The 14,978-nt window shown below is 68.8% G+C and carries 16 protein-coding genes; 12 read left to right on the top strand and 4 right to left on the bottom strand.

Annotated elements, in window-relative coordinates; genetic code table 11:
• Nucleotides 1–78 precede the first annotated feature (78 nt).
• Together CLV29_RS09960 and CLV29_RS09955 are read left to right on the top strand one after the other, a co-directional pair.
• Nucleotides 79–1,197: an acyl-CoA dehydrogenase family protein gene (locus CLV29_RS09960; protein WP_133754730.1), complete on the top strand. Its 1,119-nt coding sequence runs from the start codon at nt 79–81 to the stop codon at nt 1,195–1,197.
• Nucleotides 1,194–2,201 carry an acyl-CoA dehydrogenase family protein gene (locus tag CLV29_RS09955; protein ID WP_133754729.1) on the top strand — a complete coding sequence of 336 codons (1,008 nt, stop codon included), beginning with the start codon at nt 1,194–1,196 and terminating at the stop codon, nt 2,199–2,201. Before CLV29_RS09960 ends, CLV29_RS09955 begins: the two co-directional genes overlap by 4 nt.
• Here CLV29_RS09955 and CLV29_RS09950 read toward each other — a convergent pair.
• From CLV29_RS09950 to CLV29_RS09940, 3 genes are all read right to left on the bottom strand, one after another.
• On the bottom strand, nt 2,185–2,589 hold the full coding sequence (locus CLV29_RS09950; RefSeq protein ID WP_133754728.1) for a hypothetical protein: 405 nt from the start codon (nt 2,587–2,589) through the stop codon (nt 2,185–2,187). The genes CLV29_RS09955 and CLV29_RS09950 overlap by 17 nt on opposite strands.
• 81 nt (nt 2,590–2,670) lie before the next feature.
• On the bottom strand, nt 2,671–4,260 hold the full coding sequence (locus tag CLV29_RS09945; protein ID WP_133754727.1) for an aldehyde dehydrogenase (NADP(+)): 1,590 nt from the start codon (nt 4,258–4,260) through the stop codon (nt 2,671–2,673).
• A gap of 92 nt (nt 4,261–4,352) precedes the next feature.
• Nucleotides 4,353–5,294 carry an ornithine cyclodeaminase family protein gene (locus CLV29_RS09940; protein WP_133754726.1) on the bottom strand — a complete coding sequence of 314 codons (942 nt, stop codon included), beginning with the start codon at nt 5,292–5,294 and terminating at the stop codon, nt 4,353–4,355.
• A gap of 143 nt (nt 5,295–5,437) precedes the next feature.
• Here CLV29_RS09940 and CLV29_RS09935 point away from each other — a divergent pair, with 143 nt between their 5' ends.
• Both CLV29_RS09935 and CLV29_RS09930 read left to right on the top strand, forming a co-directional pair.
• Complete coding sequence (locus tag CLV29_RS09935) at nt 5,438–6,451, top strand: ATP-binding cassette domain-containing protein (protein ID WP_133754725.1); 1,014 nt, start codon at nt 5,438–5,440, stop codon at nt 6,449–6,451.
• Between the two features lie 140 nt (nt 6,452–6,591).
• Nucleotides 6,592–8,769, top strand: a complete 2,178-nt coding sequence (locus CLV29_RS09930; protein WP_133754724.1) for a YhgE/Pip domain-containing protein — start codon at nt 6,592–6,594, stop codon at nt 8,767–8,769.
• Nucleotides 8,770–8,811: 42 nt separating this feature from the next.
• Here CLV29_RS09930 and CLV29_RS09925 read toward each other — a convergent pair whose 3' ends face one another.
• Nucleotides 8,812–9,732, bottom strand: a complete 921-nt coding sequence (locus CLV29_RS09925; protein WP_166649206.1) for an endonuclease/exonuclease/phosphatase family protein — start codon at nt 9,730–9,732, stop codon at nt 8,812–8,814.
• Between the two features lie 739 nt (nt 9,733–10,471).
• Here CLV29_RS09925 and rpsJ point away from each other — a divergent pair.
• From rpsJ to rpsC, 8 genes are read left to right on the top strand one after another with little or no spacing between them, the layout of a single operon-like run.
• Nucleotides 10,472–10,780, top strand: a complete 309-nt coding sequence (gene rpsJ / locus CLV29_RS09920; protein ID WP_055964267.1) for a 30S ribosomal protein S10 — start codon at nt 10,472–10,474, stop codon at nt 10,778–10,780.
• 14 nt (nt 10,781–10,794) lie between these two features.
• Complete coding sequence (gene rplC, locus CLV29_RS09915) at nt 10,795–11,454, top strand: 50S ribosomal protein L3 (RefSeq protein WP_133754722.1); 660 nt, start codon at nt 10,795–10,797, stop codon at nt 11,452–11,454.
• Nucleotides 11,451–12,206 (top strand): 50S ribosomal protein L4, encoded by a 756-nt coding sequence (gene rplD / locus CLV29_RS09910; RefSeq protein WP_133754721.1) that lies wholly within the window; start codon nt 11,451–11,453, stop codon nt 12,204–12,206. Before rplC ends, rplD begins: the two co-directional genes overlap by 4 nt.
• Entirely contained in the window at nt 12,203–12,511 is a 309-nt protein-coding gene (gene rplW / locus CLV29_RS09905; RefSeq protein ID WP_208292833.1) for a 50S ribosomal protein L23, read from the top strand. The genes rplD and rplW overlap by 4 nt, the downstream gene beginning before the upstream one ends.
• 30 nt (nt 12,512–12,541) lie before the next feature.
• Complete coding sequence (gene rplB / locus CLV29_RS09900; protein ID WP_133754720.1) at nt 12,542–13,378, top strand: 50S ribosomal protein L2; 837 nt, start codon at nt 12,542–12,544, stop codon at nt 13,376–13,378.
• A 16-nt stretch (nt 13,379–13,394) separates the two neighbouring features.
• Nucleotides 13,395–13,676 (top strand): 30S ribosomal protein S19, encoded by a 282-nt coding sequence (gene rpsS, locus CLV29_RS09895; protein WP_133754719.1) that lies wholly within the window; start codon nt 13,395–13,397, stop codon nt 13,674–13,676.
• An 18-nt stretch (nt 13,677–13,694) separates the two neighbouring features.
• Nucleotides 13,695–14,147 carry a 50S ribosomal protein L22 gene (rplV, locus tag CLV29_RS09890; protein WP_133754718.1) on the top strand — a complete coding sequence of 151 codons (453 nt, stop codon included), beginning with the start codon at nt 13,695–13,697 and terminating at the stop codon, nt 14,145–14,147.
• A gap of 2 nt (nt 14,148–14,149) precedes the next feature.
• Nucleotides 14,150–14,977, top strand: a complete 828-nt coding sequence (gene rpsC / locus CLV29_RS09885; protein WP_133754717.1) for a 30S ribosomal protein S3 — start codon at nt 14,150–14,152, stop codon at nt 14,975–14,977.
• The last annotated feature ends 1 nt before the right edge of the window (nt 14,978 follow it).

The following is a 14,978-nucleotide window of genomic DNA, read 5'->3' as shown; positions in this document are numbered from 1 at the left end:
GCCCGACCCTAGGTGACGACCGTGCCTGCCCTGCAGCCGGCTCCAGGCTGCGTAGTAGCGTGCCGAACGGGAGGTGCGATGAGCACGCTGGGTTCGGACGAAGCCGTCGGATTGGTCGAACTGCGCCGCGAGGTGCGCCGGTTCCTCGCCGAGCAGCGGGAGACGGGCGGGTTCACCCCGGGTGTCGACACCTGGCTGACCCGGTTCGATCCCGCGTTCAGCCGTCTCCTGGCCGAGCGCGGGTGGATCGGGATGACCATCCCGGAGGAGTACGGGGGCAATGGGCGGAGCTTCCTCGAACGCTTCGTGGTCACCGAGGAACTGGTCGCGGCCGGTGCGCCGGTCGGCTACCACTGGGTCGCGGACCGGCAGATCGCGCCCACCCTGCTGAGCGTCGGCACCGAGGAACAGAAGCACGCGTACCTGCCGCGGATCGCCCGCGGCGACTTGTGTTTCGCGATCGGCATGAGTGAACCGACCAGCGGTTCGGATCTCGCCAGCGTCCGCACCAAGGGGGTACGGACCGACGGTGGCTGGCTGATCTCGGGTACGAAGTCCTGGACCTCGGGTGGACACCTGGCCGATGCCTTCTTCGCCCTCGCACGCACCGAACCGCTGGAGGTGAACCATCGCCATGCCGGGCTGAGCCAGTTCATCGTCGACCTGCGCGCCCCGGGGGTGCACATCTCCCCGGTGATCTCGATGTCGGGTTCCCATCACTTCAACGAGGTCACTCTCGACGAGGTCTTCGTACCCGACTCCCGGGTGCTGGGTGAACTCGGTCAGGGGTGGCAGCAGGTGACCTCGGAACTGGCCTACGAGCGTTCGGGGCCGGAGCGTTTCCTGTCGGCCCAGGTGCTGTTGAACGGCTTGCTGGACACCCGATCCGCGACACCCGCCGACCCCGAGCTGGGAAGGTTGGCGGCCCGGGTGGTCGGGTTGCACCTGATGTCGTCACAGATCGCCGAACGGCTGCAGACCGGGGAGCGCCCCGACCTGGCAGCTGCCATGGTGAAGCACCTGGGGACCCTGACCGAGGGCGACATCGTCGATCATGCCGATGCCCGGCTGCCGGCCGCGGATCCACTGCGGGCTCTCGCCGACATCGGGGTACTGCAGCGTCCCGGTTTCACCATCCGGGGCGGCACCAACGAGGTACTGCGTGGTGTGATCGCGAGAGGACTGGGACTGCGATGACCGGAATCGACACCTCTTTGCTCGGCGACGTGCGGCAGCTGGTCCTCGAGATCCTCGATGATCATCGACAGGCCGGCCTGCCGACCGGGTTCGACGCCGAGCTGTGGCAGGCGCTGGCCGGTTCGGAACTGCTGCAACTGGGCGAGGTCGAGGAGCTCGGGGTACGCGCCACGATGACGGTGGTCGGTGAGCTGGCCGCAGCCGGGGCGTTGCTGCCGGTGGCCGAGCACGACCTGCTGGCCGGCTGGTTGTGCGGACTGGCCGGGATCGAGCGGCTGAGCGGGATCGCCACGGTGGGCTTCCTCGATGCCGACGAGAGGGCGCATGCGGTGCCCTGGGCAGTGGCCGCCGAGCGGGTGCTGCTGGTCGATCCCGCTGGCCGGATCGCTGTCACCGGGCCGGAACAGTTCACGCTCACTCCCGGCCAGAACCTGGCCGGCGAGGGCCGTGACGAACTCCGGCTGACGCAACCGGTGGACTGGGTCGACGTCGGTGCGCCGGTGCGGAACGGGCTGCTGGCGCGGGGTGCCCTGGTACGTGCGGTGCAGATGGTGGTCACCGGTGCCCGGGCGGTGGAGTTGATGATCGACCATGCCCGCGAACGCGAACAGTTCGGTCGGCCGATCGCCCGGTTCCAGGCCGTGCAGCAGCTGATCGCCGATGCTGCGGCCGAGGCCGAACTCGCCCGTACCGCCACCGACTGGGCGCTCGGACGGCTTGCCGACGGCGCCGTCGGCGACGACCTGGACCATGCGGTGGCGGTCGCCCGCAGTTGTGCCGGACAGGCAGCCTCGGTGATCGCCCGCAATGCCCATCAGGTGCACGGTGCGATCGGTACGACGGCCGAGCACCGACTCCACCGCAGTACCGTCCCGCTGCTCGCCTGGCGCTCGGAATTCGGTACGCAGACCTACTGGGAGCAGCGATTGCTGGAACTGCTGCGGCCCGCCGTGACCAGGGAGGACCGGCTGTTGCCGCAGGTCATGCTCAGTCGTAGTGGGTGAAACTCGCGACCATGATCAGCAACTGGGCGACGATGCTGATGCCGAGGGCCACCGGGGTGAAGATCTCGAAGACGCTCAAGGCCAGGAACGCGGCGAAGGCCGCGCCGCCGGCGACGATCGCCACCCCGCCGCAGATCCGCAACCACAACGGGGTGGGCGGGGTCTTCGAGTCGAGGGAGAGGGAGAGCAGGATGACCGTACCGATGGCTCCGATCAGCGCCACCGTCGCGGCGATTCCCATCGCCAGGTTGCCGGTCAGGTAGCCCAGCACTCCCGTGCCCAGCCCGGCGCAGGAGACGAAGGCAGCCACGGTGCCGACGATCAGGGAGGTGGAGGCGCGCGGAGGCGCCGCCCGTCGCGGAGCGGCTGCTTGGTCGACGCCGTTCATGGCACCAACGATAACCACCGTCGGGTCACCGCCCCACCACGTCGCTCAGCGTTTCGGGCTGGTTCTGCCGCCGCGTCCGACTCAGCTCTCCTGTCGTGGCACCTGGAACGGATTGTCCGGCCGGATCTCCGGCGGCAGCAGCCGTTCGGGAACGTTCTGGTAGACCACCGGCCGCAGGAAACGGTCGATCGCCAATGTGCCGACCGATGTGGTGCCCGGGGCCGAGGTGGCCGGGAACGGACCACCGTGGACCATCGCCTGGCCGACATCGACACCGGTCGGCCAGCCGTTGACCAGTACCCGCCCGGCGAGCAGCTCCAACTCGGTGAGCAGCTCGGCAGCCAGGGCGTCGTCGGCCTCGGTGAGATGCAGGGTGGCGGTGAGCTGTCCCTCTAGGCTCCGGACGATCTGCCGGAGTTGGTCGACATCGGCGACCTTCACCACGACAGCCGCCGGTCCGAACATCTCGGCCGCCAGCTGCGGTTCGGCCAGGAACCGCTCCCCGGAGGTGACGAACAGTGCCGGCAGTCCGGCGCTGGTGATCGACTCATCGGGCCGGCCCTGGGCGGCGGTCTGCACGCCGTCGACCTTCGCTGTTGCGGCGACCCCGTCGGCGAACGCCCCGGCGATACCGGAGGTCAGCATCGGAGCACTGGTCACACCGGTGAGGGCGGTTGTCGCGGAGGTGATGAACTCGTCGGCTGCGGGATCGTCGAGGACGAAGACCAGCCCGGGCTTGGTGCACAGCTGGCCGCTGCTGCCGGTGACCGAGGTGACGAAGTCCTCGCCGATCCCCGCGGCACGGTCGGCCAGGGCACCGGGCAGCAGGAACACCGGGTTGACCGCGGACATCTCGGCATAGACCGGGATCGGTACCGGCCGGGAGTTCGCCACGTCGACCAGGGCCAGGCCACCGGCCCGGGAACCGGTGAAGCCGACCGCGGTGATCCGCGGATCGCGGACCAGAGCGGTGCCGAGCTCGTGGGAGGTCCCCTGCAGCAGGGAGAACGTACCCGCAGGCAGGTCGTGTTCGGCGACCGCTGCGGCGATCGCGCGGCCGACCAGTTCGGAGGTGCCCGGGTGTGCCGGGTGGCCCTTCACCACCACCGGGCAGCCGGCGGCCAGTGCCGAGGCGGTGTCACCGCCGGCGACCGAGAAGGCGAGCGGAAAATTGGAGGCACCGAAGACCGCCACCGGCCCGAGCGGGATCTTCCGCTCCCGCAGGTCCGGCCGGGGGAGCGGTTTGCGGTCCGGCAGCGCGGTCTCGATCCGTACCTCGCGGTAGCCGCCGTCGCGGACCACCTGGGCGAACATCCGCAGCTGACCGGCGGTACGACCGGTCTCGCCGGCGACCCTGGCCGCGGGCAGTCCGGTCTCGGCCTGCACCCGGTCGGACAAGGTCTCAACCAGCGCTTCGATGTTGGCGGCGATCGACTCCAGGAAGGCGGCTCGGGTCTTCGGGTCGGTCCGCCGATAGGTGCCGAACGCCTCCTGGGCGAGCACGGTGGCCCGTTCGACCTCGGCCGGGCCGGCCTCGGCGAAGGCCGGTTCCAGCTGCTCACCGGTCCGCGGATCGATGGCGCGGAACGTACCTGACGAGGGCGTGGTCGGCTGATCGCCGATCAGGGATGCGCCGCTGAGGTCGGTGGACAGGGGGAGATCTGTGGGCATGGGCCGGGGTACCTCTTGCTCAGGTTGATGACGATTAGGATCCCAGCCTAGGCGAGATCGACAGCCGGTCCTGACCGAGCGGGGAGTACGGATCAGTCGTTCCCGGTGTACCGCTCGGCGATCCCGGCCGCCACGGCCAGGTCCTGCCAGGCCATCCCCGAACCCTTGAACACATTCGGCCGGTCGGTGGCCCGGCTGATCCGGCCGCAGACCAGGTCGGACAGGTTCGGCAAGGTGCCCAACGAGAGCCGTCCCTCGCCGGCGGCGATCACCACGTCACCGCATTCACGACGCGCCGTGCCGAGATCCTCGACCACCACCAGCGAGCGGCCCATCAGCGTGCTGTCCAGTTCACGACGGGCCGGTGAGTGGGAGCCGATGGCCAGGACGCACGCTCCGTCACGTACCCCGGAACCGTCGAAGACCGGCTCGCTGGAGGAGGTGGCGGTGACGATGAGGTCGGCCTCCGGCACCTCGTCGGCGCTGCCGGCAGTGGCCTCGATCCCCAGCGCATCGAGCTTCCCGATCGCGGCTGCCACCCCTTCGGCGCGGCGGGCGACGATCGAGACCGACAATCGCGGGAACAGCGTCGTCAGTGCCACCACGTGACCGACCGCCTGTGGCCCCGAACCGAAGACCAGCAGCTTCGCGGGGTCGGGATCTGCCAGTTCGGCGGCAGCCACCGCGGAGGTGGCCGGGGTACGCAGGCTGGTCAGCGCCGCACCGTCGATCATCAACCGCGGGCTCAACGTGGCACCGTCGAACAAGACGTACACGGCCTGGATCCGGGGGAGACCGAGCCGAGGATTCTCTGGGGCCACCCCGGCCAACTTCACCCCGACCCAGTCGTTCAGCGCCGAGGGCATCAACAGCAATTCCCCGGCGGCGTTGTGCAGATGGCTGCGGGCCGGGTCGCCGGCCGGATCGAAACCGTCCAGCAGCGTCTGCCGCAGCAGTTCCCGGGCGGTGCCCGGGTCGACCAGTTCGGTGACCTCGTCGGCGGTGATGAAGGCAAGGGCGGGCGAGGCAGTCACCTGGTGCTCCAGTCCTGATCGATCGGGTGCCCCCGGCGCGGGGTGGTGCAGGTCAGCCTAGGCCACCGAATCGGGTCCGTGGCCTACGCTGTTGGGGCGGTCCTCGCACACCGGTGTGGACCGGTACGTGGAGTGGAGCAGGTGTGAATCGGAGTCGTCGAGCCGATGGTTCCCGGTCGGATCGTGAGCTGACCGAGGAACTGTTGGGTGGTCCCGACCGGCCCGCCGCGCCCGCAGCCGGACCGGCCACGCCCGAGCATGCCGCGCCCGAACATGCACTGGCCGGAGCCGATCCCTACGACGACGGACCGCTGAACCCGGCCCGCCGGGTGTCGACCGAACCCGAGGGTGAGGGCGACGACCGTTCCGCCCGGCCGGTCGTCGAGGTCTCCGACTGGACGATGACGGTGAAGAAGCAGCCCGTCTTCGGTGGTGTCGACCTGGTCGTGGGTGAAGGCGGGATGGGTCTGATCCGCGGGCCGGGAGGCTCGGGCAAGACCGCGTTGCTGCTGTCCCTGGCCGGCCGGATGCAGGTCAGCGACGGAACCGGGCAGGTCTGTGGTGACGATCTGCGCAAACATCCCGGGCGGGTACGTAAACATGTCGCCCTGGCCAATGTCGGTGGCATCACCGATCTGGAGGACAATTTCACCGTCGCCCAACACATCGCCGAGCGGTTGATCATGGTGCAGCCCTGGTACAAGCCGCCGTTCGTGTCCAGGAAGTCGGTCCGGGCCGCTGCGGAACGGATTCGGCACGCCTTCACCGAGGCCGGCGAGCTGCTCGACGCCCGACCGGACGAAGCCCGCCTCGGCAGCGACGACGCCCGGCGGGCCGACTTCCTCTCCGACCTGGAGGAGCAGACCTTCGTCGGGGATCTGTCCCCATTGCAACAGTTCTTCCTGCAGATCGGGCTGGCGATGCTCGAGGCCGCACCCGTGCTGGCCGTCGACAACCTGGATCTGTTGCGTCAGGGGGTCGACCGTGAACGTGCCTGGGCCGGACTGTGCCTGGTCCAACGGTTGCGTGACGAGCGCCGCGACCGCGGTCCGCTCACCCTGCTCGTCACCTGTGAGGACGACTCCGAGCTCGGGTCGACGCTGACCGCGCTGGGGCCGGAACTGGCCGCCACCGAGATCGAACGGGTGACCCTGTGACGCGGCCATCCCCACATACCGAAACAGGGCGTACCGGAACAGGGCGTACCGCCGAAGCAACCAGACCGGCCGAGGAGCAGACCGGCCCGAGATCATCCCGCCACCTTGGCCGGTGACGGCACCCGAACGAGGAGCTGCGCGTGTTTTCCCTTCCCTGGCTCGAACTGAGCCGATTCCGCCGCCACACGATCACCCGCCTGGCAATGGTGGTGATCATCGTCATCCCGGCGATCTACGCCGGTCTCTACCTGGCGTCCAACTGGAACCCGACCGGCAACCTGGACAAGCTGCAGGCGGCCGTGGTGAATCTCGACCGCGGTGCGGACTCACCGACCGATGACGACGAGCGGGTGGAGGCCGGTGACGAACTGGTCGACAACATCACCGGGAACTCCGACAGCGGGTTCAACTGGCACGAGACCTCGCTCGCGGAGGCGAACCAGGGGCTGGCCGACGGTCGCTACTTCGCGATCCTGGAGATCCCGGCCAACTTCTCCTCCTCGATCGTCTCCACCGGTGGCGACGACCCCCAGCAGGCCGACCTGACCCTGCGCAGCGACGATGCCCACAGCTTCATCGTCGGCCAGCTCTCCGGCACCGTGCTGCGGGAGATCGCCGACGCCCTCGACGCCACCGTCACCGCCGACTACGTCTCCCAGGTCTACGTCGGGTTCAACACCATCCACGACTCGGTGGCCGAGGCCGCCGATGGTGCCGCCCAGGTCAGCGACGGTGCGGACCAGCTCGCCGCCGGGGCGGTGCAGTTGGACGACGGAGCCACACAGCTCGACGAGGGCACCACGACCCTGGTCGACGGGTTGGTCGAGCTCGACGACGGCGCCAGGCAACTGGACACCGGCGCCGCCGAGCTCTCCAGCGGAGCCGGCGAACTGTCCACCGGCATCTCGACGGCGCGGTCGGGTTCGGAGACCCTGGCCGACGGTGCCGCCCAGGTAGCCGACGGTACGGCCACCCTGGCCGCCACCGCGGACACCGCCACCGCCCGGGCGAACGAGGTGAAGGACCGGGCCGACGAGCTGGTCGCCAATGCGCAGCCGCAACTGGAACAGGCCGGGGACGATTTCGACCAGGCCGCCGACCGGATCGACGAACGGCTGGCCGACCGGATCGCCCAGCTGCGGGAGGACTACCCCGACGACGAGAACGTCGCCCAGCTGGCCAACGAGCTGACCGCCGTGCAGGACGATCTCGGCACCGCCCGTACCCGTGCCGATGCCGCTGCTGCGCAGGCCCAGAACCTGCAACAGCGGTTGGCATCGGCCTCGGACCAGGTGATCTCGCAGGTCAACGAGGCCGATGCGCAGATCGACCGGCTGAACGACGGTGCGCAACAGGTCTCCACCGGCGCCGACACCCTGGCCTCGGGAATGGTGACCCTGGACACCGGTGGTCGCCAGCTCGTCGACGGCGCCGCCACGTTGTCCACCGGGACCGGTCAGCTGGTCGAGGGCACCGGCACCGCGCTCAGCGGAGCCCGCGAGCTCTCCACCGGTGCCGGACAGCTCGCCGAGGGCACCGGGGAGGCCGTCGACGGCAGCCAGGAGCTCGCCGACGGCGCGAGTGAGCTGGCCGAGCGGCTGTCCGCCGGGTTGGAAGACATCCCGACCTATTCGGCCGACGACCGGGAGGAACGCTCCTCGGTGGTGGCGACACCGATCGATGCCCAGCAGGACCGGATGAACGAGGTGAGCGTCTACGGCGAGGGGCTGGCGCCGTTCTTCATCACCTTGTCGCTGTGGATCGGCGGCATGATCACCTTCATGGTGATCAACGCCATCCCGTACCGGGCACTGGCCAGTACCACCGGTTCCGGACGGGTCGCCTGGGCCGGATACGTTCCGGGCGCACTGTTCGGCATCGGTCAGGTCATCGTGCTCTACGGTGTGCTGGTCTTCGCCCTCGACTTCACCGCCGGGGTCTGGCTGGGCACCATCGCCTTCTCGATCCTGATCGCGGTCAGCTTCCACGCGATCCATCAGCTCTGCATCGCCGCCCTCGGCGGCGTCGGCAGACTGGTCGCACTGGTACTGCTGATGGTGCAGATCGGCGCCGCCGGAGGTACCTATCCGGTGGAGACCGCACCGGCCTTCTTCCAGGCGATCTCCCCATGGTTGCCGATGACCCATGGTGTCTCCGGGTTGCGGGCACTGATCGCCGGTGGCGACCTGGCCACGGTGTGGCAGTCGGTCGGGGCTCTGGTGCTGACCATGGTGCTGGCACTGGCCGCGACCACACTGGTCTGCGCCCGGAAGCGAACGGTGTCGATGACCCGGCTGCATCCCAGCCTGTCGCTGTGACCCATTCTGTGGGTGTGATCCGGGCGGTCGCTGGGAGTCGTGTCAGTCGAGAGTGACGTCGGCCCAGATGCCGCGGTGGTCGGTACCACTCACCCCGAAGCTGCCGGCGGCCCCACAACTGCCGCCGAAGATGACGATGTGGTCGATCCGGACATAGGGAACCGGAGCCGGCCAGGTCGGTGAGCCGAGCAGGGTGTCACGGCATTCGGTGCCGCCCTCGGCCAGCTGCCGGAAGCCGGGATGGTCGGCCGAGGCATTGAAGTCGCCGACCATGATCAGTGGCTGCCTGCGTTCGGCGGCCACCCGGTCCAGGCGGTCGAGGTCGGACTGCCAGGCGTCGGGTGTCGTCGGGGCCTGGGTGTGCACCGCCTGGACCGACAATCCCGGGGTCTCGACCAGTGGCTGCTGATGTCCTGCGGGCTCGGAGGTCTCGGTGCTGCGCACCGTCGAGGAGCCTGTGAGGGTACGGGCGAGCAGCACGGCCGTACCCGAATCCGCGCCGGTGGGAGTCGGGCTTGCCAGTTCGAGTCGCGGCAGGGCCTGCACCAGGTCGTCGACCACTGCGGGATCGACCTCGGCCAGCACCAGCACATCGGGGTCGAGGGCCGCCAACTCCTCACGCAGCTCGGCCGGGTCGGCCTCGGAGAACTGGAGGTTGATCGCCGCCACCCGCAACGCCGGCGTCTGCGGTGGCTGGACCGGGAGCCGAACCCAGGAGGCAGCTGCGACCACCCCGACCGCCACCAGAAAGGTGCCCAGCGACACCCGGCGGCGGACCGGCAGCAGCAGCGTGATCCCGGTCGCGGCCGCGACCAGCCCGGCCAGGGAGGTCGTCTGCCAGGCGGGCAGGCCGAAGTCGAGCGAAGGGAGCCAACGCAGGGCGTACCACGCACCCCCGACGAGGGTCAGTCCGAGGCCGAGGGAACGCCGAATCCCGCTGACTCGACGCTGCTGCGCGGTCAACGGGATCCGGGTCGAGGCGTGGAACGGGTACCGAACACGACTCCGATGCTAGTCAGGGCAGGGACGATGCCGAGCGATCAGCTCGTGAGTCCGGCGGCCGCGTGCCCGCCGGCCCGCCGTCCGCTGAAGATGCCGTCGGCCAGGGACAGGCCCGAGATGTAACCGTCGGAGCAGATGCCGACCGCGTTCCGGCCCGCTGCATATCACGGGCGCCGGACGCCCGGTAGCATCGGAGGCGGGTCCCCGAGGGGCCGATCTGCCGATTCGGCGCCGGATTTGGTTCTCTGCCCGATCTCTGACAGAATCTTCTGGTTGCCTCGACAAGGTCGCCGGGGTGTGGCGCGCTTCCAGTGCGACACACCGTACCGAGAGATCAACCGAAAACGGCGTGGGATCGCAAGATCCGAGTAGGCCGGAAACACACAGACCAGATCAGTGATCGGCCTGTCGTGCGTCCGAAGCCCGCGACACGCCCGACATCGGGGGTCGGAGCAGCAGGTCACACCTCCGGGTGCCGACCGCAACATGTGACTCGAGAACAGCGAGGCACTCCACAGCGAGCGCCGTGACGGACCGAAAGAGGTCGGCGGCATCGGCCATGCCGGTCGGAGGACCCGAAGGGGTCCGAACATCGGTGAAGCCGGCCGGGGACACCCGGGCGGCACCGCTCGATCCAGGAGCTGGATCGAGAGACCGGCAAGGCTGGTCAGCAAGTGCAGGGACGAGAAGAGGACGAACTGTGGCGGGACAGAAGATCCGCATCAGGCTGAAGGCCTATGACCACGAGGTGATCGACACCTCGGCGCGCAAGATCGTCGACACGGTCACCCGTACCGGTGCCTCGGTCGCCGGCCCAGTGCCGCTGCCGACGGAGAAGAACGTGTACTGCGTTATCCGTTCGCCGCACAAGTACAAGGACAGCCGCGAGCACTTCGAAATGCGCACGCACAAGCGCCTGATCGACATCATCGATCCCACCCCGAAGACCGTCGATTCGCTGATGCGCCTCGACCTTCCGGCGGGCGTGGACATCGAGATCAAGCTCTGAGGAACGACGCCGATATGACTACTGAACGCAAAGTGAAGGGTCTGCTGGGCACCAAGCTCGGCATGGCCCAGCTCTGGGACGCCGACAACAAGGTCGTCCCGGTCACCGTGATCCAGGCCGGCCCCTGTGTGGTCAGCCAGGTCCGCACCGAGGAGAAGGACGGCTACTCCGCCGTCCAGCTCGCCTTCGGCGCGGTCAAGCCGCAGCGGGTGAACAAGCCCGACGCCGGCCATTTCGCTGCCGCCGGGGTGACCCCGCGCAAGCACCTGGTCGAACTGCGCACCACCGACGCCACCGACTACGAGCCCGGTCAGGAACTGACCGCCGACGTGTTCGAGGCCGCCGACGTCATCGACGTCACCGGTGTCAGCCGCGGTAAGGGCACCGCTGGTGTGATGAAGCGGCACGGCTTCCACGGTCTGCGCGCCTCCCACGGTGTGCACCGCAAGCACCGCTCACCCGGTTCCATCGGTGGCTGCGCCACCCCCGGTCGCGTCTTCAAGGGCCTGCGGATGGCCGGTCGCATGGGTGTGGACAAGGTCACCGTGCAGAACCTGCAGGTGCACTCGGTCGACACCGAGCGCGGCCTGATCCTGGTCAAGGGCGCCGTACCCGGCACCAAGGGCGGCCTGGTGGTTCTCCGCAGCGCTGCCAAGAAGGGAGATCTGGCATGAGCACCAAGATCGACGTGGCCGAGAGCTTCGGCAACCTCACCGACAAGACCGTCGACGTGGTGGACCTCTCCGGCGGAAAGGTCGGCACCGCGACGCTGCCCGGCAGCATCTTCGACACCCAGACCAACATCCCGCTGATCCACCAGGTCGTGGTGGCCCAGCTGGCGGCTGCACGTCAGGGCACCCACGACACCAAGACCCGCGGCGAGGTTCGCGGTGGTGGCGCCAAGCCGTGGCGGCAGAAGGGCACCGGCCGCGCCCGTCAGGGTTCGCGCCGCGCTCCGCAGTGGACCGGTGGCGGTGTGGTCCACGGACCGACCCCGCGCAACTACGCCCAGCGGACCCCGAAGAAGATGGTGGCCGCCGCCCTGCGTGGTGTGCTGTCCGATCGCGCCCGGGACAACCTGGTCTTCGTCGTCTCCGGTCTGTCGAGCGACGCTCCGCGGACCAAGGAGGCCCTCGGCCTGGTGCGTACCGTCGCCCCGCAGGGCAAGGTGCTGGTCGCCTTGGCCCGCGAGGAGGAGAACGCCTACCTGAGCCTGCGCAATGTCACCGACGTCCATGTGATCGCGGTCGACCAGCTGAACGCCTACGACGTCCTGGTCGGCGACTCGATGATCCTGACCGAGGCCGCGCTGGCACAGCTGGTTGCCGGACCGGCCACCGGCAAGGGCGCCAAGGCGGTTGCTCGCGAGAGCGAGACCACCGTCGCCACCGAGACCGCAGCAGTTGCTGAGGAGGATGCGAAGTGAGCGAGCTGAAGATTCGCGATCACCGCGATGTGCTGCTGGCGCCCGTCGTCAGTGAGAAGAGCTACGGCCTGATCGACCAGAACAGCTACACCTTCGAGGTGGCGCCGCAGGCCAACAAGACCGAGATCAAGATCGCCGTGGAGAAGGTGTACGGCGTCAAGGTCACCCGGGTCAACACCCAGAACCGCAAGGGCAAGACTCGTCGCACCCGCTACGGGTACGGCAAGCGCCCCGACGTCAAGCGTGCGATCGTCACCGTCGCCGACGGCCAGCGGATCGACATCTTCGGCCAGGCCGGCGCCTGAGCCCGGGAAAGAGAATAAGGAACCAACCTCATGGGTATTCGCAAGTACAAGCCGACAACCCCGGGCCGTCGTGGCTCGTCGGTTGCCGACTTCGCCGAGGTGACCCGCTCGACCCCGGAGAAGTCGCTGCTGGCACCGAAGAAGAAGACCGGTGGACGCAACAACACCGGCCGCATCACCACCCGTCACATCGGTGGTGGACACAAGCAGGCCTACCGCATCATCGACTTCCGTCGCTGGGACAAGGACGGTGTGCCGGCCAAGGTCGCACACATCGAGTACGACCCCAACCGGACCGCGCGGATCGCCCTGCTGCACTACGCCGACGGTGAGAAGCGCTACATCCTGGCTCCGCTCGGAGTCGGCCAGGGTACGGCCATCGAGGCCGGCGAGGGTGCCGACATCAAGCCCGGCAACAACCTCCCGCTGCGCAACATCCCGGTCGGCACCACGGTGCACGCCGTGGAGCTGCGGCCCGGTGGCGGCGCCAAGATGGGCCGCTCGGCCGGCGCATCGGTGCAGCTGGTCGCCCGTGAGGGCCGGATGGCCACCCTGCGTCTGCCCTCGGGTGAGATGCGGATGGTCGATGTCCGCTGCCGCGCGACCATCGGCGAGGTCGGCAATGCCGAGCAGTCCAACATCAGTTGGGGCAAGGCAGGCCGCAACCGCTGGAAGGGCAAGCGCCCGACCGTCCGCGGTGTCGTGATGAACCCGGTCGACCACCCGCACGGTGGTGGCGAGGGCAAGACCTCGGGTGGACGTCACCCGGTCTCCCCGTGGGGCAAGCCCGAGGGCCGCACCCGCGACAAGAACAAGGCCAGCAACTCGATGATCGTTCGACGCCGCAAGACCGGCAAGAAGCGCTGAGCAGGAGCAACCAGATATGCCACGCAGCTTGAAGAAGGGTCCCTTCGTGGACGACCACCTGATGAAGAAGGTGGAAGTAGCCAACGACAAGGGCAGCAAGAACGTGATCAAGACCTGGTCGCGCCGGTCGATGATCGTGCCCGACATGCTCGGACACACCATCGCCGTGCACGACGGTCGCAAGCATGTCCCGGTCTTCGTGACCGAGGCCATGATCGGCCACAAGCTCGGGGAGTTCGCGCCCACGCGTACCTTCCGGGGCCACATCAAGGACGACCGCAAGTCGCGTCGCCGCTGATCAAGGAAGCAGACACAGATGAGCACCACTGATACGCAGGCCCGGCCGAAGAGCCGCCGCCATGCGCTGCTCGGCGATCGGGCGGGGTCGTACGCGATCGCGCGCCACGTCCGGATGTCGCCGTTGAAGGTCCGCCGGGTGGTTGACCTGGTCCGGGGTCTGGACGTCACCGAGGCACTCGATGTGCTGAAGTTCGCCCCGCAGGCCGCCAGCGAGCAGGTCTACAAGGTCGTCGCCAGCGCGGCCGCCAACGCCGCCGACACCGAGGGTCTGAACAGCGAGGAGCTGTTCATCTCCGCGGCGTTCGTCGACGAGGGCGTCACCCTGCGACGGATCCGTGCCCGGGCCAAGGGCTCGGCCAGCCGGATCCTGAAGCGCGGCAGCCACATCACCGTCGTCGTTGAGCCGAAGAGCGCTCGCGACGCCGCCAAGCAGACCAAGAAGTCCACCGACGAGCAGAAGGAGGCCTGAGCATGGGTCAGAAGATCAACCCCAACGGCTTCCGGCTGGGCGTCACCACCGACCACACCACGCGTTGGTACGGAGAGAAGAACTACTCCGAGAACGTGGCCGAGGACATCAAGGTCCGCGAGTGGCTGGCCAAGAACCTCGAGCGCGCGGGCATCTCCTCGGTGGAGATCGAGCGCCGCTCCGAGCGGGTCACCATCTTCCTCTACGCCGCGCGTCCGGGCATCGTGATCGGCCGCAACGGCGCCGAGGCCGAGCGGGTCCGCACCGAGCTGGAGAAGCTCACCGGCAAGCAGGTCCAGCTGAACATCCTCGAGGTGAAGAACCCCGAGATCGACGCCCAGCTGGTCGCCCAGGGAGTTGCCGAGCAGCTCGCTGCCCGCGTCGCCTTCCGCCGCGCCATGCGCAAGGCACAGCAGACCGCCATGCGCTCGGGCGCCAAGGGAATCCGGATCAAGTGCTCCGGTCGTCTCGGCGGCGCCGAGATGAGCCGCTCGGAGTTCTACCGCGAGGGCCAGGTGCCGCTGCACACGCTGCGCGCCGACATCGACTACGGCTTCTTCGAGGCCCGTACCTCGTTCGGCCGGATCGGTGTGAAGGTGTGGATCTACAAGGGCGACGTCTCCGGCACCCGCGCCGAGCGTGCCGCCCAGAAGGCCGCCCGGCAGAACGCCCCGGGACGTCAGCGTCCGGGCCGTGGCCGCCGCGGCGACCGTCCCGATCGTCCCGAGCGCGGTGGCGCCCGTCGTCGCGAGGGCGCCCAGGGCGCCCCGCGTACCGACAGCGCCCCGGCTGAGAGCGCCCCCGCCGGCGCCGAGAACACAGGAGCGTGAG

Origin of the sequence: Naumannella halotolerans (assembly GCF_004364645.1) — a bacterium.
Classification (GTDB): Bacteria; Actinomycetota; Actinomycetes; order Propionibacteriales; family Propionibacteriaceae; genus Naumannella; species Naumannella halotolerans.
This window is presented reverse-complemented; position numbering and strand designations above follow the sequence as displayed.